Annotated in this window: 35 protein-coding genes, 3 tRNA genes and 1 pseudogene; 17 read left to right on the top strand and 22 right to left on the bottom strand. The window is 40.2% G+C overall.

The window, feature by feature from the left end:
- The first annotated feature begins 115 nt into the window (after positions 1–115).
- The 8 genes from eno (at position 116) to L4F92_RS10485 (ending at position 5,875) form a co-directional block, all read left to right on the top strand.
- Positions 116–1,417 carry a phosphopyruvate hydratase gene (eno, locus tag L4F92_RS10520; protein ID WP_250363686.1) on the top strand — a complete coding sequence of 434 codons (1,302 nt, stop codon included), beginning with the start codon at positions 116–118 and terminating at the stop codon, positions 1,415–1,417.
- Positions 1,418–1,486: 69 nt separating this feature from the next.
- On the top strand, positions 1,487–1,900 hold the full coding sequence (locus L4F92_RS10515) for a DUF2251 domain-containing protein (RefSeq protein WP_250351485.1): 414 nt from the start codon (positions 1,487–1,489) through the stop codon (positions 1,898–1,900).
- 115 nt (positions 1,901–2,015) lie between these two features.
- Entirely contained in the window at positions 2,016–2,237 is a 222-nt protein-coding gene (locus L4F92_RS10510) for a YceK/YidQ family lipoprotein (protein WP_250351486.1), read from the top strand.
- Positions 2,234–4,246: a DNA helicase Rep gene (rep, locus tag L4F92_RS10505; RefSeq protein ID WP_326938219.1), complete on the top strand. Its 2,013-nt coding sequence runs from the start codon at positions 2,234–2,236 to the stop codon at positions 4,244–4,246. Before L4F92_RS10510 ends, rep begins: the two co-directional genes overlap by 4 nt.
- A gap of 111 nt (positions 4,247–4,357) precedes the next feature.
- Positions 4,358–4,447: transfer RNA gene (locus L4F92_RS10500), tRNA-Ser, on the top strand.
- A 10-nt stretch (positions 4,448–4,457) separates the two neighbouring features.
- Positions 4,458–4,534: transfer RNA gene (locus L4F92_RS10495), tRNA-Arg, on the top strand.
- A 62-nt stretch (positions 4,535–4,596) separates the two neighbouring features.
- Positions 4,597–4,673: transfer RNA gene (locus L4F92_RS10490), tRNA-Arg, on the top strand.
- A 212-nt stretch (positions 4,674–4,885) separates the two neighbouring features.
- Positions 4,886–5,875 (top strand): tyrosine-type recombinase/integrase, encoded by a 990-nt coding sequence (locus tag L4F92_RS10485; protein ID WP_250363684.1) that lies wholly within the window; start codon positions 4,886–4,888, stop codon positions 5,873–5,875.
- Here the strand turns inward: L4F92_RS10485 and L4F92_RS10480 are convergent.
- The 6 genes and pseudogenes from L4F92_RS10480 to L4F92_RS10455 form a co-directional block, all read right to left on the bottom strand.
- Positions 5,872–6,156: a hypothetical protein gene (locus L4F92_RS10480; protein WP_194750163.1), complete on the bottom strand. Its 285-nt coding sequence runs from the start codon at positions 6,154–6,156 to the stop codon at positions 5,872–5,874. The genes L4F92_RS10485 and L4F92_RS10480 overlap by 4 nt on opposite strands.
- 1 nt (position 6,157) lies before the next feature.
- Positions 6,158–6,478 (bottom strand): hypothetical protein, encoded by a 321-nt coding sequence (locus L4F92_RS10475; RefSeq protein ID WP_250363683.1) that lies wholly within the window; start codon positions 6,476–6,478, stop codon positions 6,158–6,160.
- Positions 6,479–6,756: 278 nt separating this feature from the next.
- A pseudogene (locus L4F92_RS10470) lies at positions 6,757–6,882 on the bottom strand (phage baseplate assembly protein V); the annotation flags it as partial.
- Positions 6,883–7,004: 122 nt separating this feature from the next.
- Positions 7,005–7,301, bottom strand: coding sequence for a NadS family protein (gene nadS / locus L4F92_RS10465; protein WP_250363682.1), 297 nt, complete (start codon positions 7,299–7,301; stop codon positions 7,005–7,007).
- A 2-nt stretch (positions 7,302–7,303) separates the two neighbouring features.
- Positions 7,304–7,648, bottom strand: coding sequence for a type II toxin-antitoxin system RelE/ParE family toxin (locus L4F92_RS10460; RefSeq protein ID WP_250363681.1), 345 nt, complete (start codon positions 7,646–7,648; stop codon positions 7,304–7,306).
- A 72-nt stretch (positions 7,649–7,720) separates the two neighbouring features.
- Positions 7,721–10,594 carry a phage tail tape measure protein gene (locus L4F92_RS10455; protein ID WP_250363680.1) on the bottom strand — a complete coding sequence of 958 codons (2,874 nt, stop codon included), beginning with the start codon at positions 10,592–10,594 and terminating at the stop codon, positions 7,721–7,723.
- A 70-nt stretch (positions 10,595–10,664) separates the two neighbouring features.
- On the opposite strand from L4F92_RS10455, the gene L4F92_RS10450 reads away from it, so the two are divergent.
- Positions 10,665–10,964, top strand: coding sequence for a hypothetical protein (locus L4F92_RS10450; protein ID WP_250363679.1), 300 nt, complete (start codon positions 10,665–10,667; stop codon positions 10,962–10,964).
- Positions 10,965–10,988: 24 nt separating this feature from the next.
- Here L4F92_RS10450 and L4F92_RS10445 read toward each other — a convergent pair whose 3' ends face one another.
- From L4F92_RS10445 to L4F92_RS10385, 13 genes are all read right to left on the bottom strand, one after another.
- Positions 10,989–11,450 carry a phage virion morphogenesis protein gene (locus L4F92_RS10445; protein WP_250363678.1) on the bottom strand — a complete coding sequence of 154 codons (462 nt, stop codon included), beginning with the start codon at positions 11,448–11,450 and terminating at the stop codon, positions 10,989–10,991.
- A complete protein-coding gene (locus L4F92_RS10440; protein WP_250363677.1) occupies positions 11,437–11,925 on the bottom strand; it encodes a phage tail protein in 489 nt (162 codons plus the stop codon). Before L4F92_RS10440 ends, L4F92_RS10445 begins: the two co-directional genes overlap by 14 nt.
- A complete protein-coding gene (locus L4F92_RS10435) occupies positions 11,891–12,151 on the bottom strand; it encodes a hypothetical protein (protein WP_250363676.1) in 261 nt (86 codons plus the stop codon). The genes L4F92_RS10440 and L4F92_RS10435 overlap by 35 nt, the downstream gene beginning before the upstream one ends.
- Positions 12,148–12,363, bottom strand: coding sequence for a TraR/DksA family transcriptional regulator (locus L4F92_RS10430; protein ID WP_250363675.1), 216 nt, complete (start codon positions 12,361–12,363; stop codon positions 12,148–12,150). The genes L4F92_RS10435 and L4F92_RS10430 overlap by 4 nt, the downstream gene beginning before the upstream one ends.
- A complete protein-coding gene (gene lysC, locus L4F92_RS10425; RefSeq protein ID WP_250363674.1) occupies positions 12,360–12,575 on the bottom strand; it encodes an Rz1-like lysis system protein LysC in 216 nt (71 codons plus the stop codon). Before lysC ends, L4F92_RS10430 begins: the two co-directional genes overlap by 4 nt.
- Positions 12,508–12,888 (bottom strand): tetratricopeptide repeat protein, encoded by a 381-nt coding sequence (locus tag L4F92_RS10420; RefSeq protein ID WP_250363673.1) that lies wholly within the window; start codon positions 12,886–12,888, stop codon positions 12,508–12,510. The genes lysC and L4F92_RS10420 overlap by 68 nt, the downstream gene beginning before the upstream one ends.
- A complete protein-coding gene (locus tag L4F92_RS10415) occupies positions 12,873–13,391 on the bottom strand; it encodes a lysozyme (RefSeq protein WP_250363672.1) in 519 nt (172 codons plus the stop codon). Before L4F92_RS10415 ends, L4F92_RS10420 begins: the two co-directional genes overlap by 16 nt.
- Positions 13,372–13,599: a phage holin gene (locus tag L4F92_RS10410; protein ID WP_250363671.1), complete on the bottom strand. Its 228-nt coding sequence runs from the start codon at positions 13,597–13,599 to the stop codon at positions 13,372–13,374. Before L4F92_RS10410 ends, L4F92_RS10415 begins: the two co-directional genes overlap by 20 nt.
- A gap of 2 nt (positions 13,600–13,601) precedes the next feature.
- Complete coding sequence (locus L4F92_RS10405; RefSeq protein ID WP_250363670.1) at positions 13,602–13,811, bottom strand: tail protein X; 210 nt, start codon at positions 13,809–13,811, stop codon at positions 13,602–13,604.
- A complete protein-coding gene (locus tag L4F92_RS10400; protein ID WP_250363669.1) occupies positions 13,811–14,314 on the bottom strand; it encodes a head completion/stabilization protein in 504 nt (167 codons plus the stop codon). The genes L4F92_RS10405 and L4F92_RS10400 overlap by 1 nt, the downstream gene beginning before the upstream one ends.
- 281 nt (positions 14,315–14,595) lie before the next feature.
- Positions 14,596–15,264 carry a phage terminase small subunit gene (gene gpM / locus L4F92_RS10395; RefSeq protein ID WP_250364600.1) on the bottom strand — a complete coding sequence of 223 codons (669 nt, stop codon included), beginning with the start codon at positions 15,262–15,264 and terminating at the stop codon, positions 14,596–14,598.
- 11 nt (positions 15,265–15,275) lie between these two features.
- Positions 15,276–16,310 carry a phage major capsid protein, P2 family gene (locus tag L4F92_RS10390; protein ID WP_250363668.1) on the bottom strand — a complete coding sequence of 345 codons (1,035 nt, stop codon included), beginning with the start codon at positions 16,308–16,310 and terminating at the stop codon, positions 15,276–15,278.
- A 9-nt stretch (positions 16,311–16,319) separates the two neighbouring features.
- A complete protein-coding gene (locus L4F92_RS10385; RefSeq protein WP_250363667.1) occupies positions 16,320–17,141 on the bottom strand; it encodes a GPO family capsid scaffolding protein in 822 nt (273 codons plus the stop codon).
- A 172-nt stretch (positions 17,142–17,313) separates the two neighbouring features.
- Between L4F92_RS10385 and L4F92_RS10380 the strand changes: the two genes are divergently transcribed.
- A complete protein-coding gene (locus L4F92_RS10380) occupies positions 17,314–19,095 on the top strand; it encodes a terminase large subunit domain-containing protein (RefSeq protein WP_250363666.1) in 1,782 nt (593 codons plus the stop codon).
- A gap of 8 nt (positions 19,096–19,103) precedes the next feature.
- Positions 19,104–20,117, top strand: a complete 1,014-nt coding sequence (locus tag L4F92_RS10375) for a phage portal protein (protein ID WP_250363665.1) — start codon at positions 19,104–19,106, stop codon at positions 20,115–20,117.
- Between the two features lie 131 nt (positions 20,118–20,248).
- Here L4F92_RS10375 and L4F92_RS10370 read toward each other — a convergent pair whose 3' ends face one another.
- Positions 20,249–20,479 (bottom strand): hypothetical protein, encoded by a 231-nt coding sequence (locus tag L4F92_RS10370; RefSeq protein WP_250363664.1) that lies wholly within the window; start codon positions 20,477–20,479, stop codon positions 20,249–20,251.
- 218 nt (positions 20,480–20,697) lie between these two features.
- Entirely contained in the window at positions 20,698–21,078 is a 381-nt protein-coding gene (locus L4F92_RS10365; protein ID WP_250363663.1) for a hypothetical protein, read from the bottom strand.
- Between the two features lie 156 nt (positions 21,079–21,234).
- Here L4F92_RS10365 and L4F92_RS10360 point away from each other — a divergent pair, with 156 nt between their 5' ends.
- The 5 genes from L4F92_RS10360 (at position 21,235) to purT (ending at position 24,985) form a co-directional block, all read left to right on the top strand.
- Positions 21,235–21,837 (top strand): beta-phosphoglucomutase family hydrolase, encoded by a 603-nt coding sequence (locus L4F92_RS10360; protein WP_250363662.1) that lies wholly within the window; start codon positions 21,235–21,237, stop codon positions 21,835–21,837.
- Positions 21,838–22,446 (top strand): sugar O-acetyltransferase, encoded by a 609-nt coding sequence (locus L4F92_RS10355; protein WP_250363661.1) that lies wholly within the window; start codon positions 21,838–21,840, stop codon positions 22,444–22,446.
- Entirely contained in the window at positions 22,439–22,894 is a 456-nt protein-coding gene (locus L4F92_RS10350) for a YqaA family protein (protein WP_250363660.1), read from the top strand. The genes L4F92_RS10355 and L4F92_RS10350 overlap by 8 nt, the downstream gene beginning before the upstream one ends.
- A 377-nt stretch (positions 22,895–23,271) precedes the next feature.
- On the top strand, positions 23,272–23,778 hold the full coding sequence (gene luxS / locus L4F92_RS10345; protein ID WP_250363659.1) for an S-ribosylhomocysteine lyase: 507 nt from the start codon (positions 23,272–23,274) through the stop codon (positions 23,776–23,778).
- Between the two features lie 25 nt (positions 23,779–23,803).
- Positions 23,804–24,985 (top strand): formate-dependent phosphoribosylglycinamide formyltransferase, encoded by a 1,182-nt coding sequence (purT, locus tag L4F92_RS10340; RefSeq protein WP_250363658.1) that lies wholly within the window; start codon positions 23,804–23,806, stop codon positions 24,983–24,985.
- A 199-nt stretch (positions 24,986–25,184) separates the two neighbouring features.
- Here the strand turns inward: purT and L4F92_RS10335 are convergent, their stop codons facing one another.
- Positions 25,185–25,502, bottom strand: a complete 318-nt coding sequence (locus L4F92_RS10335; RefSeq protein ID WP_250363657.1) for a DUF5389 domain-containing protein — start codon at positions 25,500–25,502, stop codon at positions 25,185–25,187.
- A 47-nt stretch (positions 25,503–25,549) separates the two neighbouring features.
- On the opposite strand from L4F92_RS10335, the gene L4F92_RS10330 reads away from it, so the two are divergent.
- Entirely contained in the window at positions 25,550–26,395 is an 846-nt protein-coding gene (locus tag L4F92_RS10330; protein ID WP_250363656.1) for a rhomboid family intramembrane serine protease, read from the top strand.
- Positions 26,396–26,429 lie beyond the last annotated feature (34 nt).

The following is a 26,429-nucleotide window of genomic DNA, read 5'->3' as shown; positions in this document are numbered from 1 at the left end:
AAAATAGTGTTTTGATCAAATAAGCAGTATTTTTAACAAGACAAATTCGGAAAAACGCTTTACTATAAGCCCGATTTTTCAAGAATTCATTTTGAACTTAAAAGAGGAAAATAAAATGGCGAAAATCGTTAAAATTATTGGTCGTGAAATCATTGACTCGCGCGGTAACCCAACTGTTGAAGCAGAAGTTCACCTTGAAGGTGGTTTTGTCGGTCTGGCTGCTGCACCATCTGGCGCATCAACAGGTTCTCGTGAAGCATTAGAATTACGCGATGGCGATAAATCTCGTTTCTTAGGTAAAGGTGTGTTAAAAGCGGTTGAAGCGGTAAATGGTCCAATCGCACAAGCCTTAGTGGGTAAAGATGCCACTAACCAAGCAGAAATCGACCAAATTATGATCGACTTAGACGGCACGGAAAATAAATCTAAATTCGGTGCAAACGCAATTTTAGCGGTTTCTCTTGCTAACGCGAAAGCAGCGGCAGCATCTAAAGGTTTACCACTTTATGCGTGGATTGCAGAGCTAAACGGCACACCGGGCGTTTACTCAATGCCATTACCAATGATGAACATTATCAACGGTGGTGAACACGCAGATAACAACGTGGATATTCAAGAGTTTATGATCCAACCAGTGGGTGCGAAAACCTTAAAAGAAGCACTACGTATCGGTGCTGAAGTATTCCATAACCTTGCTAAAGTATTAAAATCTAAAGGTTTAAGCACCGCAGTGGGTGATGAGGGTGGTTTTGCACCTAACCTAGAATCAAATGCAGCAGCGCTTGCTTGTATCAAAGAAGCTGTAGAGAAAGCCGGTTATGTATTAGGTAAAGATGTTACATTGGCAATGGACTGTGCATCATCTGAATTCTACAACAAAGAAAACGGTATGTACGAAATGAAAGGTGAAGGTAAATCATTCACTTCTCAAGAATTTACTCACTACTTAGAAGGTTTATGCAAAGAGTACCCAATCGTGTCTATCGAAGATGGTCAAGACGAATCAGATTGGGACGGTTTCGCATACCAAACTAAAGTATTAGGCGATAAAGTACAATTAGTGGGTGATGACTTATTCGTAACTAACACCAAAATCTTAAAAGAAGGGATTGAAAAAGGGATTGCAAACTCAATCTTAATTAAATTCAACCAAATTGGTTCATTAACTGAAACTTTAGCTGCAATCAAAATGGCAAAAGATGCAGGTTACACCGCGGTTATTTCACACCGTTCTGGCGAAACTGAAGATGCAACTATTGCTGATTTAGCAGTAGGTACAGCAGCAGGTCAAATCAAAACGGGTTCAATGAGCCGCTCAGACCGTATTGCAAAATACAACCAATTAATCCGTATCGAAGAAGCATTAGGCGAAAAAGCGCCATTCTTAGGATTAAAAGCAGTTAAAGGTCAAGCGTAATTTATTACCTGATTTACCTAAGCCACCGAATTACCGGTGGCTTTTTATTACCTAAAAATAGGAGAAACAATGCTTTATTCTGTTCTTGATGAAAAGCTAAAAATTGGTGAAAAATACCGTTGTGGCGCACATTCACCACAGCACGAACATTTACTGGTTATTTTTGAAGATGATGGTGAAACAGGCTATTTTTATGCCCTTGATTTGCATCAGAGATCTCAGCCTGTAGTGGATAGTCTTTTTGTATATGCAGTGAATGATATTGATAAAAATTCTTTAGCTGAGCCACGAGATTTACAGATTTGTTGGTCAGAAAATGGTTATCAAGCCTTTTTACTGATTAATGGTTATCCTCACGCCGTATTTGATTTTCACCAATTTGTTGGCTACAACCACAGTAAATATCCTACACCAAATTTTGAAAGTATGTGGGTGCATAAAGAAACGACACAAGAGCTTGTTAATCAATGGATTATAAGATAATGTTTGACATATTAGTTGTTTTGAAATCACACATTATGTAGCTATCTTGGCAATTCCCGTTTTATTTCTTACTTTCTATTTTTTATAATGTCCGAAATTTTTTGTCTCATTTAGTATGAAAAAAATAGTAATAATTCCTACCGCACTTTGTTTACTTTCGGGTTGTGGCACGGTGGTGAAGTTGGTTGATCCAAGTAAACCTTATGAAAGCTATGCGGGTACAAAATATGATTGGCAGATGGCTCAAAAATGGGGACTGCCAATTTTAGATTTGCCTTTATCTTTTTTATTAGACACCGCATTATTGCCCTATGCGTGGGCGGAAGAAGCCAAATGAAATTAAATGTACAACAACAACAAGCCGTTCATTATGTCTCTGGACCTTGCTTGGTTTTAGCGGGCGCTGGTTCGGGGAAAACGCGAGTTATCATCAATAAAATTGCGTATTTAATCGCAAATTGTGGTTATTCCGCGAAGCAAATTGCGGCGGTAACCTTTACTAATAAAGCGGCACGAGAGATGAAAGAACGGGTGGCGCATTCTATTGGCAAAGCGCAAAGTCGCGGTTTGACGATTTCTACCTTCCATACCCTTGGTTTTGAGATTGTAAAGCGAGAATATAAGCATTTAGGGCTAAAATCTTCGATCACTTTATTTGATGATTCGGATCAAATGGCGTTATTAAAGGAATTAACCCAAGATCTTCTACAACAAGATAAAGATTTATTGAAAGCGTTGATTACGCGTATTGCCCGTTGGAAAAATGATCTTATTTTGCCAGCCCAAGCCTTTGCAATGGCAGGGGATCCCCAAGAACAAACATTCGCCCAATGCTATCAACGCTATGCCACTCAGTTGCGTGCTTATAATGCCTTAGATTTTGATGATTTAATTATGCAGCCTACTTTGCTGTTACGTGAAAATGCAGAAGTGCGGTCAAAATGGCAGGCAAAAATTCGCTATTTGCTAGTAGATGAATATCAGGATACCAATACGAGCCAGTATGAATTAATCAAATTGTTGGTGGGGGAGGCTGCGAGATTTACCGTAGTAGGCGATGACGATCAATCTATTTATTCTTGGCGTGGTGCAAAACCGCAAAATATGGCTCGCCTAAAAAATGATTTCCCACAGTTAGAAGTGATTAAACTTGAGCAAAATTATCGTTCTACAGGGCGAATTTTGCATTGTGCCAATATTTTGATTGCCAACAACGATCACGTTTTTGATAAAAAATTATTTTCTACCTTGGGTGAAGGGGAAAAATTACAAGTGATCGAGGCTAAAAATGAGGAAAATGAGGCAGAACGGGTGGTGGGAGAGCTGATTACACACCGTTTTATGCGTAAAACCAAATACCGTGATTATGCCATTTTGTATCGGGGAAATCATCAATCCCGTTTATTTGAAAAGGTACTTATGCAAAATCGTATTCCTTACAAGATTTCTGGCGGTACGTCTTTTTTCTCAAGGGCTGAAATTAAAGATATGATGGCATATTTGCGCGTTTTGGTGAACCAAGATGATGATGCCGCATTGCTACGTATTATCAATACGCCAAAGCGAGAAATTGGTACGGCAACCCTTGAAAAATTGGGATCATTGGCATCAGAAAAACATATCAGTTTATTTGAAGCCATTTTTGATTTTGAATTAATTCAACGCGTTACGCCAAAAGCTTATGATGCGTTGCAAAATTTTGCGCGTTGGATTGTTGAGCTTAATGATGACATTTTACGCGCTGAACCAGAAGATGCCATTCGCCGAATGTTAAGCCAATTGCATTATGAAGAATATCTTTACGAAACGGCCACTTCACCAAGAATGGCTGAAGTACAAAGTAAAAATGTGGCGACCTTATTCCAATGGGTAGCAGAAATGCTCAAAGGCGATGAATTTAATGAGCCAATGACGCTCAATCAAGTGGTCGCCCGCCTAACCTTGCGTGATATGTTAGAGCGTGGAGAAGAAGATGATGAAAGTGATCAAGTGCAATTGATGACATTACACGCCTCAAAAGGGCTGGAATTTCCTCACGTGTTTTTAGTGGGAATGGAAGAAAATATCCTGCCACACCAAACCAGCATTGATGAAGACAATGTGGAAGAAGAACGACGCTTAGCCTATGTAGGGATTACACGCGCGCAACAAACGCTGACCTTTTCCTTGTGCAAAGAGCGGCGACAATTTGGCGAAGTTTTTAAACCGATGCCAAGCCGCTTTTTAGATGAATTGCCGCCAGATGATGTGCAATGGGAAAAAGACAAACCAGTAATGACAACAGAAGAAAAACAGAACCAAACAAAGAAAAACCTTGCGAATCTACGCGCGATTTTGAAAGGCTAGTTGATATTTATTCCTTGTTGTAGATAAATCATTCAAACAAATAATTATTTGCAAAAAATCGTTTGACTTATGCTGAGGCAATCCGTATTATACCGCCCACAAACCGATTGCGGTGAGATGGCCGAGAGGCTGAAGGCGCACCCCTGCTAAGGGTGTATAGGGGAAACTCTATCGAGGGTTCGAATCCCTCTCTCACCGCCATTTACTCAGGGCACCCGTAGCTCAGCTGGATAGAGTACTCGGCTACGAACCGAGCGGTCAGAGGTTCGAATCCTCTCGGGTGCGCCATTTTGTTGAGCTCTACAGCAAAATTAAAATGATTAAATGATTGGTTAGTATAACTCAAATACGCACCCGTAGCTCAGCTGGATAGAGTACTCGGCTACGAACCGAGCGGTCAAAGGTTCGAATCCTTTCGGGTGCGCCATTCTACTAAATTCATCTTAATATAAAAATCTATTTTTTCTTGATCTAATATGATATTTGCTTGAAAAATAACGTATTTTTCTGGTTTTTCTTAATTTTCTATGCTCTATTTTTGGCTTGATTGTGATCGGTTTTGATCTGTTGTAACATTTATTTGCACCAAAAATGCACCATCATTGCACCAATTATTGCACCAGACTGGATATTTAAGTTATGGCAACATTCACAAAAAGAAATGCGACTTGGCGAGCGCAAGTCAGAAAAAAAGGCGTTGTTAAATCAAAGTCATTCCGCACAAAAGCGGAAGCTGTCGCCTGGGCGAATAGAACAGAAATCGAAATTGAAACAGGCTCATACAGTGAAATTGTCGATATCCCTTTTAGCGATGTGGTTGAACGTTATTTGCGAGAAGTTACATTAAAAAAACGCAGTGCAAGAAAAGAAACACTCTTGTTATATCGCTTTTTAGAATTGCCCATAGCAAAAAAATCCCTCAAAGAGCTAAAAGAAGAAGATTTTCAGCGATGGCGAGATGAACGCTTGAAAACCGTATCATCAGCGACGGTATTAATAGAATGGGCAGTAATTAGCCATATTTTTAACACGGCGATAACCGAATGGAAATTGTTAAAAAATAATCCGTTGAAAGGGGTAAAGAAACCTGCAACGCCTAAGCCTCGCACAAGACGTTATAGCCAAGAGGAAATTGATGCACTAATTTACAGCTCGGGGTTTTCTTTTGATGAATTGCCTACCACTGCCACAGCAAGGGTGGGCGCAGTGATTTTATTTGCTATTGAAACTGCAATGCGTGCAGGGGAAATTGTGAATTTAACGTGGGAACATATCCATTTTGAAGACCGCATTGCCCATTTACCCAAAACTAAAAATGGCTGGCCCAGAGATGTCCCATTATCAACCCAAGCGATCAAAATATTAAAATTATTAGAGAAAATAAAAGAGGGTGAAAGTGTTTTCCAACTTACATCATCGTTGCTTGATGCCCTATTTCGCAAGCTGAAAAATAGAATGATGCTAGAAGATTTGCATTTTCACGACACCCGTCGCGAGGCATTAACAAGGTTGGCAGAAAAAGTTGATGTGATGACCTTAGCTAAAATATCAGGGCATAGAGATTTAAGCATACTACAAAATACCTACTATGCCCCCGATATGAAAAAAGTAGCACATTTGTTAGACTAACGCCGATTTCTTGCCCGCTTGCGGGCAAAGGCAATCACATCACCTGCCAGCCAACGATTGGCTGCTTTTCCCCCAGTGCGTTTTTGCAATTCAATGGCATTGGGGAAATCAGGATCTGCAATCACCGCTCTTTTAGTATGCTCATAGCTAAATTGAAAATAGTCCGCAATATCCTGCGCCGTCCAAACTAAGGTGCTTTTTTCATCAATCATTGTGCTAGCTACTAAGGTTCGTAAGGCTTGTAGCTCTTGGTGTAGTTGTTCGTTTGAAATATTTTCCATATTATTTTCCCCCACCATTATAAAGTTCAATGCATTGTTTTAACGGTAATTTCTTTTGTTTTAATTCTTTTAAAAGGCTTAATGCGTATTTATTCCATCGTATTGAATCTTCAACTGAATCAATAAATGAATCAAAATCAATATCTTCATCGCTCCCACAAGAAAATTTTAATTCTTCATTAACATCATCATAATCTGCTATCAAACTACATAAAAATTCATAAGTTTCTCTTCCAACATCATCAACTGTGTCCAAAGACAAACGCATATCACAAAAAAGCCTAATGATTTCTTTTTCTTTTTTTGGGGGTAATTTTTTCATTTTTAGCCTCACTGCACAAACCACTCCCCGGCATCGCCCATAAACGGCACGGGTTCTTGGTTTGGGATAATTTCTACCTTGTTATTAATAAATCTCACCGATTGTTTATGGTTTAGTACCAATAAATTTCCTTTCAATAAATAAGCTAACTGCCGATCATTAAGTGGTAAACAGATTGGTTTGAGTGCTTTTTGCACGATTTCCACATCATTTTGACGAGCATTTAAAAATAACGTTAAATTGTCTATTTTTTGTTCCGTACAGTTATTGACAGAACTCCAAGGCAACCAATCTGTTAAGATTTCGCCTGATTGCACACGTGCGCGGCGGGTGGCACAATCCACTTCGGCAATCACGCCATATCGAATCAGGTTTTCAATTCTGCGATTATTTTCTGCGGACATAGCACTATTATTGATGGATTAAATAGGGCTATTGTTGGGGATTTGCTAGAGATTGGGTAGTGGTTTGCGGTGTGGATTTGGGGATAACAAAAAAGCAAGCGAGGCTTGCTTTTTTGATGAAATTAAACCGCTCTTAATGTTTCTAAAATTTGTGGTTGGCTTTCAAGGATATTAAGTAATTTTAGTGCTGGACCATTCGGCACACGGCGGGCGGTTTCCCAAGATTGTACTAACGCTGTGCTAACGCCTAATAAATCCGCAAATTCATTTTGTTTTAAATGGGTGTTGGCACGGATTTTTTTCACATCAGGAATACGGAATTGGGTTACAGCATTAGGAGTGGGTTGCATTTCCCCTTTTTCAATCGCAACCATTTGTTCAGCACTTTTGACTAGACGATCAAATAATTTTTTATCCATTTTTAATCTCCTTTTAGTTGATCAACGATTGATTTTAAAATCGCTTTTTCTGCGGCATTCATATTATCTTTCTCACTCTTTGGATACATCATCAATAAATATAACTTCCCCTTGGTTGTGAGTGAATAATAAATAATTCTTACACCGCCACTTTTACCTTTGTTATTACTTGATAGTTTCCACCTGATTTTTTGACAGCCACCAGTATGCTGAATTACATCACCTAAATGAAAGTTATCTAGCATATAAGTTTGAAATGCTTGATATTCCTCATCAGAAAGTAAGGCTTTTCTATCTTCCTCAAAAATTGGAGTTTCGATAAAGGTAATAAATTTATCTGTATTCATATTATCTCCTATGAACAGATAGTATCTTGTACCCTGTACAATGTCAAATGAAAAATAGAAGGCCTTTCACCCTTACTCTCTATCTCGATATGCACTTCTTGCACGTGCTTGTTTTTGTTGTTCTATACGCTGTAAGGCTTTTTCCACTTCTTTGCCAATATCCACCGCACTTTGCCCTTGTTGGGCGTTGATGTTTATGGTTACTTGCATTGGTTGGCTTGCCATTTGGGTAGTTTGTGGTTTGGCAGTTAGCGGTGGTCGGTTATCCACCTTAATTGGTTGGGCGGTGGCGACACTTACACCAAGCCCTGCAGCAAGCATTGCGTTTTTGCCGTAGTTTAAGGCATTAAGCAACGGCACGCCAAGGCGTGATGTGGCTTCTTTGGTCATAATATATTCACCGCCATGAAAAATGCCTTTGGGTTGGTATTTGCCACCGTTACCTGCGTAGCCGCCTGACCAACTATTTTTATTGGGTACTTTTTGTTGTTCTGGTTCTATACCAGAACCCGCCATATACAACTGCCCCGCTATGTTATTTTGGCTCATTGCTTTGGACATTGCTTTTTCTGTTTTTTCTTTAACTTCGGTGATTTTGGTTTCTGCTTCTGTTGAAAAACCTAATTTTTCTTTGATCCAATCAATTTTTTCTTTAATGAAATTGGTAACGGCTTTAAATTTATCTTCAATGCCTTTTTTCAATGACTCAATCATATTCGTACCAAACTGTGAAAATTCAGCTGGCAGATTAGTAAACCTTTTTTTTACATCGTCAAAAATATGTTCTACATCGTCCCAAATTTCTTTGAAAAAGTTTGAAATTGGCTCCCAGTTTTTATAGATCAAATAGGCTGCTCCCGCGATTAATCCAATCACAAGAAAAATAGGATTAGCTAGCAAAAATCTACCCATTAAAAATAAACTTTTTCCAACTATCGTAATAGCAGATACCAGCTTCCCCCCTAATAGCTTAGCGACATTGATTATTGCTGGAACCACTTTCCATAAAAATAACCCTAGTCTTGCAATAGGATATAATGTGTAACTAAATACGGTTGATAAGCCGCCAATGACTACCATTGCAGCCCCACAAATAGCAATCCATTTTGCAATACTCCCCACTAATTCAGGATTTGCTTTTACCCAGTTAATTAACTGTTCTGAAAGTTGCCCAAATTGTTCTGCAAGAGCTTTAAGTTGTGGGGCATATGTTGTGCCAATTTCAACTAATAAATTCGTGAATGTTCCTGATGCTGCGTCCCAAATATTCGCTAGGCTTGCTAATTGTTCATCAACTCGTTTGCGTAATGCCGCTTGGCGTTCCATTTTTTCTGCAAATTCTTCATAGCCTGCTTTGCCTTTTTCAATTAAGACAGATAAAACTTGGTTTACTTCTGCATCATCGCCAAAAATTTCTTTTATTACCGCTAATCTTGCTGCTGAATTTAATCCTTTTAGTTTATCTAACTGCTTAAATAAATTGTCAAAACCGCCGAACTCTCCCTTTCCATTTGTAAAATTGAGCTTAAAGTTTTTAGGCAGTAATTTATCACCTTTTAGATCTTTCAATGCTTTTTGGATTTTTTGCGTATCCATACTTTTCTGTAAGACTTTACGCATCGCATTGCCTTGGGAAGAACCGTCCATTCCTGCCTGATCAAACATTGCAACAAAAGGCGCAAAGGCTTTTGCTCCCTCAATGCCTTTCATTTTGATGAGATCCATTGCACTGCCTAAATTTTTATATGCTCCTAGCATATTTGTTGGGTCCACACCAGCATAGAAACCTTTTTGAATAATATCCATTAAATCCATCATATTAGCTTCTGTTGTTCTTGTGGCATCTTGCATTTTTGCCGCAAATTCAGCAGCAGCTGCGGGAGCCATTCCTAATTGAACAGAAAGGTAGGCGGCGGCTTCACCTGTTCCACCTAAAATAGCCTCTGTACTCATACCTTGACGGATAAGCATTGTCATCAACTCTTTAAAATCAGCTGTAGTACCCGGTAACTTATTACCTAAATTTGTCGCAAGTTGGTTGATTTTTTCATAATCTTTTGAAACTTTTCCATCTTTATCCATCATTGCGACTTTTAAATTGATTGCTGCTTTCTCGGCGGCTGCAAATTCAGCAGTTGGTTTAGCGAGTAATCCTATTCCCGCTGCCCCTGTTACCATTGATTTTTGCCCTAAATTGGCTAATCTATCACTACCATTTTTTAAAGATTGAACCTGTTTTTTATAACGTTCATTATTTTGCTTTGTTCTATTCAATCGTTCCAATGCTTTCTGTTGCTTTTCAATCTCTTTTGTTGCCTCTCTGATTTTATTTTTAGTAATAATTTCATTGGTACCAAAACGTTTTACATCAATGCCACTTTCTTTGAGTTTTTGGCGTAAACGGCGTAATTCCACAAGCTGTTTGGCTTTTTCGTGGCGACTGGCTTTCAGTGCGGCTTTTTCTGCAGTAAGGCTTTTCTTATTATCACTTAATGCACGTTTATTTTGTTGTAAATTATTTTCCATTGTGTAAATGGAAAAATTAGCACGGTTAATTTGTGCAGTAAGTTCAGCATATTTAGAGCTATTTGCTTGATTTGATGCAGCTAATGCTTTTTGTCTTGATAGTAAGGTATCAACTTTTCGCTTATGATCTTTGATAGATACAATTAACTTATCTCTGGTTAGTTTCAGGGTTTCGTGTTTTTCTTTTAGCGTATCAATTTTTGACGCATATTTTTGAATGCTTTGTGCGCTTTGCTCTATATTAGATTTCATTCGCCCAAAACTGCCCATTTGATTTTGCACCTTTTCTAAGGCTTTGAGCTTTTCTTTGTTCTCACTTAGGGCTTGGGAGAGTTTTTTTGTTTTGCTTTCAACTGTTCGTAATGGTGCAGTCATTTTATCTACCGCACTTAATAGCACTTGTATTTGTAATTTATTCATTCTCAACCTCAATTTTTATTGACAATGTGATTTTTTTGATCCAAAAATAAGGCACACTAAGGAGTGTTATATGATTGGATTTTTTATTGCTTTTTTGGCTATATTATTAGTTATTGCATTCGTGATTGGCGTGCCACTTGCTGTTGCCTATACAGGTATTATTTCGGTGAAAGATCAGTATGAGTTAGCAACCAATAAACGAGATAAAATTCACGCGTTATGTTCACCTTTAACGCTTGCGACACCATTTATTTATTATCATTTTATTAATGATTCTTTATGGCAAGCGTTGTTATCTTTACTTATTATTCCTACCCTTGTTGAAGCAATTTGGGGTAAAAATGGTTTTATAAATACTAGGAGGAAATAATGCTTGAATTGATTCTTGCGTTATTTAAACAGAACCCAACTGCTCAATAACCAACCCCTCAATTAATTCCTTATCTTCATCACTAAAGCCCAGCAATTCGCGCTGGGCATATTGCACTTTGTAATCTCTGTCTTTCCGCACTCGGGCTTTTAAGCCTTGTTGGTGTATGTTGGCAATGGCTGCTGAACCACCGTTAAAACCGATGTTGATTGCGTTGGCTTCCGCACGAAAACGCAGGTGTTTTGTAGTGCGGAGTTTGGCAAACATTGCTTTGCGTTTGATTCTGCCTTTCTTTTTGCGTAGCTGTTTTTGTGGTTTGCGTGGTTCAAAGGCTGTGCCGTCAGGGTTTTTCTGTGTCTGTATGCGTTTGGCTTGGCTTTTGCGTAACTGTTGCCCAATGTTGCGTGCCAAGACTCGGCGAGCTTGGGGCTTAAGGTTATTAATCAGGGCATTAAGCCTTGTGTTGACTTCGTCAATTGTTGCCATTCAGCGTTTTCCCCTCAAAAATCAACTGTTTTTTCAAGTAAACTTGCCATTGCTCCATTGCTGAATTATCTTCACATTGTGGCTCTGGGGCATATTCTAAATTCAGTTCGTTTTCACTGGTTTTCTTGGCGACCACCCGTTCTGTGAGCTGGATTTTAAAGGCGACATCTAAGGTGTTGTTATTGTTGTAATCCACCTCAAATTTAAAGGCTTCTTCACGCCGTTGTGGGTTTTCAAACAGTTCTGGCTGGTTAGTTTTGAGATAGGCCTCAATCGGCACAATAAGGCGTGCAAGATCATCGGCAAAATCGGTTGCGATAATGTCAAGGGTGTAGCGATATTCAAAACTTAAGCTGTTTCCGCCTGTGGCAATAATGCGCCCGTTATCGACAAAAAGCTGTAATCTGTCGGGATTAGCAACAAAATCAGGATAGCTTTTTTCAAGGACGGTCCGCAGTTGGTTTGGTTTTTTCATTAGATGTCTCACAAACAAGTGGGCGATTGTTTTTATCAACTGCAACAATAAGATGTCCGTTATCTGTCATCAAATAACCAACTTGATGAATACAAACTTCAACAATTCTTCCATCAGGATAATTGGAATATCTTCCAAAGACACCATCTCTAAATTTCACAGTATAAGTATCCGCGAAACAAGGTAAGGCAGTTGCAATTGCTAGGAAAATAGCTGTTTTTTTCATTTTTTCACGTTTCTTTGATTAAATTCCATACGTTGTTGGCAATCCACACACCGCTGAACGCCTTGAATGAGTTGTCGGCGTTTTTCGGGGATTGGCTCATCGCAATCTTGGCAATATAAGGCACTCACGCCTTTAAAAGTGCGGTGCTTTTTTAATGCGATTTCGCGTTGCATTTGTTCAAGCTGTTGTGCGCGGTCTAGGTTATCTGTCATTGTTTATCCTGTTGATTAAAGTCGGTGATGCAGCGTTTCAAGGCTTGGTTTTCGGTGAGGCACAAGGCTAAATGCTGTTGTGTCTGCACATAGGCTTTCGCCAATTCGCCATTTGTGCGAATCTGGGCGGAAAAACTACCGCACTCATTGCTTTGTGGGCAAAGTATCGGGCGTGGTTGTGGCACGGTTTGGGTTGAGCAGGCGTTGCACATCAGCAGGCAAAGGCTGATTAGCCCAATTTTGGTGTTGGTTAAGTGCATTAGTCAGTTCCTCATTTTGTTGCTTGTATTGCGCTTTTTGCTGGCTTAGTTCCGCAATTAGCCTGTTTTGTTGTTCGGTAAATTTTTTTACATCTTGGTTTAGGGCTTGGTATGCCTGTTGCCATTGGGTTTTGAGCTGACTTTCTTTGATGGCTTGTTCGTGCCAATGCGTGGCTTGCCAGCCCTGAAAGAGGATAATTAGCACTAATATGATCGGGCCAATCAATAACAGTCCTTTTTCTTTCAATGTTAAGAAATTAAACATCTGGCACGCTCCTTGTTGCGGCGATCAACTAAGCCTTTTAGCACTTTTCCGTTAACATAAATCCAACGTGGGAATTGGTCGCACATTGCTTTGCTATACCCAAGGCGCGCCATTTTGAACAAGGTGCTATTTTTGAGCTTAGCGCAACCAATGTTAAAAGTGATGGATACCAAGGCATCAAATGCGCCTTGCGGCATTGCATTGCCGTTGGCATAGGTGATCACACATTTTTCCGCTTGTTTGATGCCTTTGGCGTATAAACTGGCGATTTCAGGCAAGCTGTAAACCTTGTTGCGTTTAATCGGTTCTATGGCGTTGGTTGTGCCAATGCCTACGGTTAAGACATCTGCAGGGCATTGATAGGTTTTTTGTTGGCAACCTTCGGCATTGCCAATCAGTAATAAGCCTGCTTGTGAGGTGCGAATTTCTTTGCCGTGTAATGCCACGGTGAGGGCAACCACAGCAACAACAGAACACGCCCATTTAGTAATTTTTCTTTGCATTGGCTCGTCCCTCTAATTCTTGTTTTTTTAATTCAAAATCTTTTTTCTTGTAATACCAATTAACGGCAAAGGTGGCGATCCCTATTACAATCCCCACCATTGAGGCAGCATCTGCCCAATTAATATTGCTAAACATATCGGCAATTCGCCCCATAAAGAATGTAAACCCTGCCCCTGTGTATGAAACTTTTGTTGTGGTGTCGTGCATTATTAGCTCCAAAGTTGCACGCTATCTTGTGCAACGCTGATTTTTTCTGTGTCGGGATCGGGCAAAATCACCTCTGCCCCCAATGGTAAAATAGGCAGGTGCATTAGATGTGGATTGAGTTCACAGGTAATTTCTAATAATCCCGTTGGATCGCCAAAATAGCGGTATAAAATCGCATCAAGGTTGTCATTTTGTTGTGCATAGACTTTCATTAAATCAGCTCCACATTTATTCTTCGCACTTTTAGCATATCGCTAATGGCAAAGCGGGCATCACGGCGTAACTCGTCAATGCTTTCATTGAGCAATTCGGCTTTTTTCTCGCCGTCGTTTGTGGTGTCGTAGCTGGTGTAACGCTCATAGAGGTTAGCCAGTGCTAAGCAGGTTACAGCTCGGCGGTAGCGGTAAACCATTAGGCTTTCGCCGTTGATTTGTGGGCAAGCAATATCATAAAACGTGCTGTCGCTATCTTGTGGTTTAAGGCTTGCCAGTTCTTGATTGACACTTGCCATTGCTTCAATCACCGCATCCTGCAGCCGTGCGGTGGTTACTGTGCCATCTACACGGGCTTGATTGCGGAAATCTGCCAGTGATAAATCGGGGAAAAAGCCATCATTGCTGATGCTGTCTTCGCTACCCACTTTTTCCACTTGGCGTTGCACGGCAGGCATTGCGTAATCGTGGGCAAGTTTTATGGAGATTGTGCCGTCTGACATTGTGTTATCCTTAAAAAATGCGGGGTGGGGATTAATGAAGTGCGGTGGTAAAATTCGATGATTTTTTTGACCGCACTTTTAATCCGCCCCGCCGTGGCGTGATATGCTCGGGTTATGTTCTTTCTTGCTTGTGCAAGAAAGAACCAAAGAACACACCCCGACTAAATCGCTTTTCCTCTTTTAGTGTCAATTTTCTTAACGGAAAATTTTGAACTCGCTACGCTCAAACAAGCAAAATTTTCCTAAAAATTGCCACACATTCGGGCGATTTACACGGGGCATTATTCGGTTTCACCCTGTTCTTGAGCGGTTAAATCAAGGTGTTTTCTTAATTTTTTGATTTCGCCTTTTACGCCGATGTGTTGATTTAGGCTTAGTGCTTTTTCCAGATAAGTAAGGGCTTGTTCTGGTTGGCTTTCGGCAAGCAATAATCCTAATTCGCGCAATAATCTTGCTCTGCTTTCATCGGGCATATCAAGATTGGCGGTGAGATTTTGCACTTGCTCTAAATAAGCCACTTCAAAAGGCTGATTAATTGCCATTGCAGCTTTGGCTTTGTCGGCAAATTCTTCCGCAAGCAATGTGCCAAGCGTGCGGGTGAATGGCTCGGGCAGGCGCAAATCGTGGAACACGGCATAATGGGCAATTTGTAATGCAAGGTGATATTCGTTGCAGTCGATCGCCCAGACTAACCACGTCATCAACACGTTATCTTGTTTTCCTGTGCCAGCGGACAATGCCCCTTCAATCCACGGTAAATAGTTTGGCAAAATCTCTTTTTTATATGCCGCTTTACGCTCGTTAGATTGCAGTTCTTTCAGATTTTTCTTATGACGAGCCAATAGGCGACAGAGTTTTTCATATTCGCTGTATTGGCTTAAATCTTCCTGTTCCGCCGCGTGGGCAACAGCGGCGGAAACTTCCATTAAGTGGCGTTGTGCGGGCGACAATCTTTCAGCCATTATTCTTCTTTATCCTCAAAGGTGATGTTTTCAATCAATGCTGCGCAGCCGTATTCTTCGATTTTGTAATCAATATTCTGCGAAAGAAAATCTTCAATACGGTTTCGTCTTGGGTTATTAATCACAAAGCGACGCATTGCCCCTTCTTGAATATACAAAGAAAGATTATCAAGGCGGGTAATCAAGATAGATTTCGCAGGGAAGAACGGCACACGAATGGCTTTTAAACCACCAATTTGTTTTTGTGAAATAATCACTTGGCTGGCTAAATCCTCACTTGGTTTCAAATCGGTGTTTACCATATTGAAGTATTTATCGTTGAGAATTTCGCGACCGCAAATAACCACTAAATCGGTGTCATCAGCATAAACTTCATCAATTAAAGTGTTCACTGCGTCCATTACCAAGGCATCAATGTTTTCATAGCCATTGTTCTTGCTTTGTCCTTTCCCCACTTTGATTTTGTTTTCGGTGCTTGCACCGTTCATTACGTGAGCGGGTTTATCTTCACGTAACTGTTGCAACCAGCCTTTTTTCACGTCTTGCAATTTCGGGTTTGACGATAAATTAGAGGTTTCGCTGCGGCTTGTGCCATTAAAGCCCATCATAATGAGATTTAAGGCAATAGTGCGCTGGGTTAGGCTGGCTAATTTTTGTTGGAAATCAGGGTGTTTTGCCCATTGGTCTAACTTGATCCAAGGGATATGGGTGTCAAAATTGACTTGTTCGCACTTATAACGGCGACCAGACATTGAGGAAATATCTTTTGTTTCGCGTTCTTTGTTGTTGGTATCTGTAGTGCTAGCAATGGCAGCGGCAACATCTAAACCGACTAATTCCGCTTCCATTAGTGGATCACGCACCACATTAATCCATTGTAAAAATTGTGAGCTAAGCAACACTTTTTCGACAAGTTTTTGTTCTACGCTTGGGGTAACGGTAAATTTTTCTTTTACGTCATCGACGGTTACGCCGTTAAGCTCGGCGATGCGTGCAACATAGGCATTAAATTTCTGTTTGGTTTCGTTACGCATAAAAGTTCCTTAGCAATCTGTTAAGTGTTCGTGAGTTTTTTCACCCGCAATGCGTGGGCGTGCGGTGTAATGTTGAGCAGGTTTACTTTCCAGCTCGGCAAATTGTGCTTTAATGTGCTGATTTTCATTCTGCACTTCGGTGAGCTGGGCTTGATTTTGTTGCAAATCGCTTTCAAGTGCGGTGAGTTTTTCTTGCGTTTCTTTGGTTTGATCGGCGAGTAACTCAAGGGCTTTTTGCAAATCGGCAAAGCGTTGTTCATCATTGCTTTCTTTTTTGGCAAATAAGGCTTTGATTTTTTCAAATACCGTAAAATTCGGTTTTTCGCTGATTTCTTCAAACGCTAAAGCCGTTTCAATGGCTGCGGTAAATAGATTATCTGCTTTGAGTTTGCGACTGTTTAAGCCGTTATGAGAAAAGGATAACATTTCTGTGCCAAGGCTTGCTGGGTTATCTGTTACTGCTAATCCCACTAAATAGGCTTTGCCTGTGTCAGCAAAATTGGTGTCGATTTCCACAGATGTATAAACTTTTTGCCCTTCGCGATTGAGTTCAATCAAGGCATCAGTCGGTTTTAATTGAGCGAGTAATTGCAATTTACCATCTTCACGTTCTTCTGCTTTGAGTGCTAACACATCACCAAAGCATTGTGAGTTCGGCACATCTTTCCAATAGGTATTAAATTTGATGTGGTCAAGATTAATTCTTGCGCCATAAGTGTTCTTTGGATCATAGCTTTCTGCCATTTCTTCAATCCAGTTACGCTGGATTTCGCGGCCGTCTGTGGTTGCCCCTTCGGTGGCAATCACAACCCATTTTGATTTTTTCGACATAGTGTGTCCTTTCGGTTTCGGTGTGGTGTTCAAATTGCCAACATTCTGTAAGGTTTTATTTTTGCGGTCTATGGGTTGCGTATGTGAATATCTTATTAACACGCACAAAGGCGAGACGGTGCGCAATGGGGTTTCTATTATGCGGTCATTCAAAATCAAATTTTATTAAGTGATGAGCGAACAAGAACAAACAGAGCAAATAGACTTAGCCCCTTTAGAAGTGGACAACAAACGCCAAGCGCAGGTGATGTATTTTGGCGGTTATAAAATTGCGGAAATCTCTCGCCAATTGAATATTCCCACATCGACCATTTCGAGCTGGAAAGAACGTGAGAAATGGGACGAAATGGCATCTATCAGCCGTGTGGAACTTGGCATTGAAACTCGCTATTTATTGTTGCTACGAAAAGATGTGAAAACAGGATCTGACTTGAAAGAGTTAGATTTTTTAATGCGCCAAATGAAAGATGCAGCAAGGGTGAAACGCTATTCCTTTGGCGAAGGCAATGAAACGGATTTAAACCCGAAACTGAAAAACCGTTATAAAAGCGAACGCAAGAAACCTGAACAAAATGCCATTAACCAAGAACAAGAAGAATTGCTTATTAATGGCTTTTTGGAAGAAATGTTTGCTTATCAGCGCGTTTGGCACGATGCGAAAAAGCACCGCATCCGCAATATTTTAAAAAGCCGTCAGATTGGAGCAACCTATTACTTCGCCCACGAAGCCTTAGTGGATGCTTTAACCACGGGGCATAATCAAATTTTTCTGTCTGCCAGTAAAAAGCAAGCCTTGCAGTTTCGATCTTATATCGTGAATTACGCCAAGCAAAAAGCGGACGTGGAACTGAAAGGCGAAACCATTAAATTGCCAAATGGTGCAGAATTAATCTTTTTAGGGACAAACTCGGCAACCGCCCAATCTTATCACGGCAATTTATACTTCGATGAGATTTTCTGGGTGCCGAAATTTGATGTGATGCGCAAAGTGGCATCGGGTATGGCGGCGCAGAAATTCTATCGCCAAACCTATTTTTCCACGCCAACAACCATTGCCCACCCTGCCTATGCGTTTTTTTCGGGCAAGGCGTTTAACCGTAACCGTGCCAAAGGCGAAAAAGTGGACATTGATATTTCCCACACGAGTTTGCGAGGTGGGAAATTATGCGGTGATCGCCAGTGGAAACAAATCGTAACGATTTATGATGCCTTAGAGGGCGGTTGTAATCTCTTTAACATTGAAGATTTGTTAGCCGAGAACTCAAAGGAAGAATTTGAACAACTTTTTTTATGCCAATTTGCTGATGATAGCACCAGTGCATTTAAGGCAGCTGACTTGCAACTTTGCCAAGTGGATAGCCTTGAAGAATGGCACGATTTTGTACCTAGTTGGAATCGTCCATTTGGTAATCGCGAAGTGTGGCTAGGTTATGACCCTGCTTATACAGGCGACCGCGCGGCATTGGCGATTGTCGCACCGCCACGCGTGGAAGGTGGCGATTATCGGGTGCTACATCATCAAACCTTTCACGGTATGGATTACGAAGCACAAGCCAAACGCATTGCCCAGTTTTGTGATGATTATAATGTTACCCACATTGTGATTGATAAAACGGGAATGGGGTCAGGTGTGTATCAAGAAGTGCTGAAGTTTTACCCTATGGCAACAGGGCTGACTTATAACCCTGATATTAAAAATGAAATGATTCTGAAAACGCAAAACTTAATCCAAAAACGCCGCTTGAAATTTGATGGCGTGGATATTCTCACTAGTTTTATGACCATCAAAAAACGCACCACTAGCACCGGCAAAATTACCTACGTTTCTGACCGTTCGGAAGAAGCTAGCCACGGCGATATTTCTTGGGCGATTATGAACTGCATTTTAAATGTGCCTTATGGTTCGGGCGGTGATATTGGCAGCCAACAATCCACTATTTTTACTTTTGACTAGGATAATTTATGAAAAAATCTCGCAAAAAAATGACCGCACTTAACAATAGCAAAACCCAAGCATTTAGTTTTGGTGAGCCTATCCCTGTGTTAGACAGGGCTGAAATTCTGAATTATTTTGAAGCGGTGTTGATGTATGACAAATATTATCAGCCACCCATTAACCCAAGCTATTTAGCCAAAGCCTTAAATGCGTCGCCGCATCATCAAAGTGCGATCACGGTGAAAAAGAATATCTTGCTTTCCACCTGTAAAACCACCGCACTTTTGCCCCGCACGCAATTGGAAAAACTGGTGCAAGATTATTTGGTGTTTGGTTATGCTTATCTCGAAAAAGTGAAAAATGCTTTTGGTAAGGTGGTGAGCTTAAAAGCTCCATTAGCAAAATATATGCGCAATGGCGTGCAAGATGGGCAATTTTTCCAAATTGTGAATGGCTATGAAGAATATGAGTTCGCCAAAGATTCGGTCTTCTGCCTGATTAACCCTGATATTAATCAGGAAGTTTATGGTACACCTGAATATCTGGCGAGTTTGCAATCGGCGTTTTTAAATGAGAGTGCCACGCTGTTCCGCCGTAAATATTATTTGAATGGGGCGCACGCAGGATCAATTATTTATATGACTGACCCAACGCAAACCCGCGATGACATTGAGGCCATTAAAAATCAAATCAAACAAACCAAAGGCACAGGCAATTTTAAAAATTTATTCATCTATGTGCCAAACGGCAAAAAAGAAGGGCTGCAAGTGATCCCCCTTTCTGATGCGGTAGCCAAAGATGAATTTATGAATATCAAAAATGCAAGTCGTGATGATGTCCTTGCCGCTCACCGTGTGCCACCGCAATTAATGGGGATTATCCCAAATAATACAGGCGGTTTCGGTGATGTGGAAAAAGCCACAAGAGTATTTTTTGTGAATGAAATCATTCCATTGCAGGAACGGCTAAAAGAGATCAACGATTGGCTTGGGCTTGAAGTGATTCGTTTTGAAGATTACAAGCTATTAGAAAGCGAGTGAAATCCAAATAAAGTGCGGTGCAATTTCTTATAATTTTTGAATAAACTCGAAAGACTTCATCAACTATTCCCGTGTTCAGCACGGGATTTTTATTGCCTAGTTTTAATAAAAGCCTAGGCTTAAAAATAGATTTAACCGCACAAAATAGCTATTCTTTTTACTGTAATATAATAATACTGCCCGCTGTTATTATAACAAACCACATAATCCCACCAAGCACGAAAACCTATTTTCCCCCATTTTCTAGCACAAAACCACGCCTGAAAAATCGCGGTCATATCCTCGCCACGCCCGCACAGTAAATGTAGTGATTTCAACGCAAATTGCGATCCTTGTTCAAGCCTTTTGCATAATAACGGCATTGAGATCCTTTCTTTCAGATCTTCCAACGCAAACCAACGCAATAAAACGCAAAATTAGATCTATTTGCTGTAATTTTAAGCGGTTATATTAATAATTTATAATATGATCCAAAACTGCACCATATTTATATAATGATTTGATTTAATTAACTAATGGTATCCTTTCGGGTGCGCCATCTTATCTAATACCTTTTTTATTTACTTCTCCTAATATATTTTCATACTGCCTTAGTTAGAATTTGTGGTTGGCTTAATGAAAGCGAATAAATATTTGCGATAAAATGCGTTTGTTCACTGTCAGGAATTGAGATAGGCAGTAATGCAAGCAATTCTGAATGGCGTTGAAAAATCTGTGGAAAAACAACCGCACTTTGTATTTCAGCCAAAATATCCGCTGCGAGTGGGGTTGCAGTATAACCCCGTTTTATTCGCCCTAATGCCATTGCAATGTGATTGAATAGCATTAAAACCTGTGGACTTTCGACATCAACGTGCCATTGCTTGAGCAAATGATCGCGGATATGTAGCATCCATTGCACGATTTCTTCATCGATCAACTTTCGTTGTAATAAAAAAGTTAATTGTTGTTGCAGCCTCATTGCCACCTCGAAATCATTTTTCGGTTAGAAAGTGCGGTAATTTTTTGTGATAAATTCTGTTTAAGCCTAACTTTACCGAAATCTCTTCAAATAAAACAGTGCAGGGATCACAAATTTGTAGCAAAATACGAAAAATTTTAAAAAAGGGAGTGATTAATGACAGATTTAGCGTTTTTGGCTGATTATGATGGGCTCATTTTTGATATGGATGGTACCGTTATCGACACAATGCCAAGTCATAAAAAAGCGTGGGATAAAGTAGGGGAAACCTTGGGTTATCCTTTGAATGGGCAGATGATTTATGACCTTGGTGGCGCGCCCGTAAAAGTGATTGCTGAAAAAATGATGAAAGAAGCGGCAATGCCAATGGCGTTGTTTGACGAAGTGATTCAATTGAAACGCCAATATGGCATTGAATTAATTATGCAACATTCCACCTTATTACCCGCTGCACAGGTGGTGAAAAAATTTGCTGGACAAAAACCATTAGCGTTGGGAACGGGATCGCACCGCAATGTGACCAATTTATTGCTTGATAAATTTGATTTACATGCTTATTTTGATGCGGTGGTTACCGCAGAAGATGTGGTTAATCACAAACCTGAACCCGATACATTTTTACGCTGCGCAGAATTGATCAAGGTTAATCCACAACGTTGTGTGGTATTTGAAGATGCGGATCTTGGCGTGCAAGCTGGGTTGGCTGCGGGAATGGACGTTTTTGATGTGCGTATCAATCAATTGATTAAGGGTAATTAAATGTTATCTGATAAACAAAAAATGCTCGCGGGCTTGGCACATAAACCCAATGATCCTGAATTAGCACAACTTCGTCTTGAAAATAAAAAGCGACTTTTTCAATACAATACACAAATTTGCCCTTCGGAAACAGAAAAAAGAGCGGTGTTAATTCAGCAGATTTTAGGGAAATGTAAAAATGGACCTCATATTAATGCCCCGTTTTTTTGTGATTATGGTTGCTTTATTGAAGTGGGAGCGAATTTTTTTGCTAATTATAATTGTACAATGCTCGATAATGGGGGGATCACCATTGGGGATAATGTGATGCTAGCACCAAATGTGAGCCTTTATACGGTAGGGCATCCTCTTGATGCGGCGTTACGCAATCAAGATTGGGAACACGCACTGCCGATTTCTATTGGCAATAATGTATGGGTGGGGGGCAATGCCATTATCTTAGGCGGAGTAACGATTGGCGATAACGTGGTGATTGGCGCAGGAGCAGTGGTGAACAAAGATATTCCCGCCAATAGCCTTGTGGTAGGCAATCCAGCCAAAGTGATACGCCAAATTACGGAGCAAGATAGGCTCAATTACATTCACAAATATATGGCAGGCTATGCTTGATTGGCTGAGAGAGGGGCTATTGGGATCACAAAATAGCCTGTGGATAATGTTTAGTAGTGCCTTTCTTAGCGCCACCGTGCTACCCGGCAATTCTGAAATTATTTTCCTTTTTTTGACCGCACCTTTTATTGGGACGATTTTTTCCATTGATCTTGTTGAATTGCTTATTGCTGCCGTGCTTGGCAACACATTAGGTGGTATGACCACGTATGTGATTGGACGCGGGCTTCCAAAACTAGAACAAAAAAATCGACAACAACGCTGGGCATTAAACAAAATTCAGCGTTATGGCATTTGGACATTATTATTAAGCTGGTTACCCATTGTGGGCGACGCCTTTTGTGCGATGGCAGGTTGGTTGCAGTTTAACTGGTTGAAATCCCTATTATTTATAATGATTGGAAAATTATTTCGCTATATGTTGTTATTGCTCATTAGCCATATTTAAGTAAAAAAAAGCCACCTTGAAAGGTGGCAAATAACCTAAGGAACCAATTTTTATTAAACAACTGCAAGTTGCTATTTTTTGTGGAAAGCTATAATAACATAACTTGAAGAAAATTTACAAAAAATTACAAAAATAAATTTGGGTTGTTCGCTTTTTGTACTTTGCTTATACTAGCTTGACGTGTATAACTCGGTTATTGCAGAAATTAGGCAAGAAAAAGCCACTCATAAAGAGTGGCAAAAATAACTTAAGGAATCAAATTTATTAAAACAACTGCAAGTTGCTATACTGTCAGACCGAATAATAACAGAAAAGTTCAGAGAATATTGAATTTTTTTTACAAAAATTTACATTTTAATTCAAGAAAAGGAAACCTTATGCCATTACTCGATAGTTTTAAAGTTGATCATACGAAAATGAATGCCCCTGCAGTACGTGTTGCAAAAACAATGCGAACCCCAAAGGGCGATGACATTACGATTTTTGATTTACGTTTTTGTCTTCCAAATAAAGAGATTTTGCCCCCTAAAGGTATTCATACCTTAGAACATCTTTTTGCTGGCTTTATGCGTGATCACTTGAACAGTGAAAATGTCGAAATTATTGATATTTCGCCAATGGGTTGCCGTACGGGATTTTATATGTCATTGATCGGCACGCCAAACGAGCAACAAGTGGCGCAGGCTTGGCTTGCTTCTATGAATGATATTTTACACGTGCAAGATCAAAAAAATATTCCTGAATTAAACGAATATCAATGTGGTACTTACACTGAACATTCTTTGCCAGAAGCCCATCAAATTGCACAACATATCCTTGAACGTGGTGTTGGGGTAAATAAAAATGAAGATTTATTATTAGATGAACGTCTTTTAACACAATAATCGTTAATTCAAGAAGGAAAATGCAATGGCAACATTAGGTACGGCACTCACTGCAAATGCAACGAAAGTGATGATGTTAGGTTCAGGTGAATTAGGCAAAGAAGTGGTGATTGAGTTACAACGTTTGGGCGTTGAAGTGATTGCCGTTGATCGTTATGAAAATGCACCTGCTCAACAAGTTGCTCATCGTGCTTATACCATTTCAATGCTTGATGGTGAAGCATTGAAAGCGTTAGTGGAAAAAGAACAGCCAGATTATATTGTGCCTGAGGTAGAGGCGATTGCGACGGAAACCTTGATGGAATTAGAGCAAGCTGGGTTTAATGTTGTCCCTACGGCGAAAGCCACTCGCTTAACGATGAACCGTGAAGGCATTCGCCGTTTGGCCGCCGAAGAATTAGGGTTGCCAACATCGCCTTATCAGTTTGTTGATAATTTTGCGGATTTCCAACGGGCAGTGGAAAAAATTGGTGTGCCTTGTGTGGTAAAACCGATTATGTCTTCTTCTGGACACGGACAAAGTATCGTGAAATCCCTTGAACAGTTGCAAACCGCGTGGGATTATGCCCAGCAAGGCGGACGCGCTGGGGCAGGACGTGTGATTGTTGAAGGGTTCGTAAAATTTGATTATGAAATTACCTTGCTTACGGTTCGTCATATCGGTGGCACGGCGTTCCTTGCCCCTATTGGGCATCGTCAAGAAGAGGGCGATTATCGTGAATCTTGGCAACCTCAAACAATGTCTGAAGTAGCATTAGCGAAAGCCCAGCAAATTGCAGAAAAAATCACGACTGCACTAGGTGGGCGAGGCATTTTTGGTGTAGAAATGTTTGTATCGGGCGATGATGTCATTTTCAACGAAGTGTCGCCTCGTCCACACGATACAGGAATGGTTACCCTTATCTCGCAGGAATTATCAGAATTTGCTTTGCACGCTCGTGCAATTTTAGGGCTTCCAATTCCACAAATAAATTTAATTAGCCCAGCTGCCTCAAAAGCCATTGTGGTAGAGGGGCATTCGCAAAATGTACAGTTTGCGGGATTAGAAAATGTGCTAACTGAACCTAATACCGATCTTCGTTTATTTGCTAAAGGTGAAGTGCAAGGGCATCGTAGAATGGGAGTATTACTCGCTCGTGATGAGAATGTCGAGAAAGCGTTGCAAAAAGTACAACGTGCTTACGATAAACTGGAAATTATTTTATAACAAGTAGGCGAACAACGTTCGCCTCGTTTATATTCAGTCATCGTTTCGATAAAGTGCGGTAGAAAATTGACTTGGATTTTTGTTTATAGATAGACAGTGCAGAATATAGAATGCCGTTTTAAGGTGAATTAACTTGTTTTCGCATATCGCGGAGATATCTTATTCTGAACTTAAATCAGGCGATGAGCGATTTCCTCATTTAAGCATTGAATCCCACAACACAGATATAGATTAAAATAGCGTAAAAAATCACCGCACTTAATAACAGCAAGCCTTTGGCTTTTGGTGCATTGCGTTGATGAATCAGGTAAAGTATTCTTGCACTAATGCCTAAAATGAGCGGGTAAACCCAGAAAAAAATGGACATCAACGTGATTTGTAAATCGCTCAAACTTGGGTTTTTCAATAAATTTGGCGAGATAAGTAGCGCCAAAGGCCATAACAAAATGGGCAGGCAAAAAATGGCAAGCGTCCAAGTAAAAGGGCTAAAGCCAGTAGGCATTTTTTGTTTATTCATATTCAGCAATCATTTATTCAATATTTTGGGAGAAAGGAATATAACAAATGCAACGTTTATTTGGTAGTGAAATCAGCAATTTTGCCTTTTACTTTCGTGATTATATTGCGCAGAAATATCAAGTGCCACTTGAAGTGAAAGAAGAGCAAACAAAATATGGCATTATGCTTGCTGTATATGTGGCGGAGGATTGCCCACAATTAAGCCAAATAGCGCAAGAGCGTGATGAATTTCTTCGCCATCCTTTTGCTGAGAAATATCAACAGGCCAGCTGGGAAACGGGCAAACTTGAACAAGATAACGAAAATAAAGTGCGGTGGAAATTACCTTCATTTTCACAATGGAAACAACAAAAATTCACCGTTTTTTTAACCGCACTCTGTTTGTGCGTTTACCTTTTTCAGTTGCTCGGTTTTAATCAGCCAATTTTGTTAGCAACACATTATCCTGACAGCTATGCGGAACAAGCAGAACTTTGGCGCTATTTTACGCATAGCCTTGTGCATCTTTCCCTTTGGCATATCACCTTTAATTTAGTGTGGTGGTGGATTTTTGCAGGGAAAATTGAGCAGAAATTTGGCACAACAACCCTTGTTCTATTGTATTTGCTTTCCGCCTTTATCAGTGGCTTTGCACAAAATATGGCATCGGGACCCGCATTTTTTGGCTTATCTGGTGTCGTGTATGCGGTGTTGGGTTATGTTCTTGTATTAGATAAATTGAGTCGCCAGTCGCTCTTTCATTTACCGCAAGGCTTTTTTACTATGCTCCTTGTCGGTATTGCCTTTGGTTTTGTTAGCCCATTGATTGGGATTTCGATGGGAAATAGCGCACATATTAGTGGTTTTCTTACAGGCATTATACTGGCTGGGCTAAAAATCTTGCTTAGTTAGCCCAAAAGTCGCATTAAAAAATAAACACAACATA

It is taken from the genome of Avibacterium sp. 21-595 (genome assembly GCF_023611905.1).
Taxonomy (GTDB): Bacteria; Pseudomonadota; Gammaproteobacteria; order Enterobacterales; family Pasteurellaceae; genus Avibacterium.
Note: the sequence above shows the minus strand (reverse complement) of the source record. Positions and strands in the feature narration are given on the sequence as shown.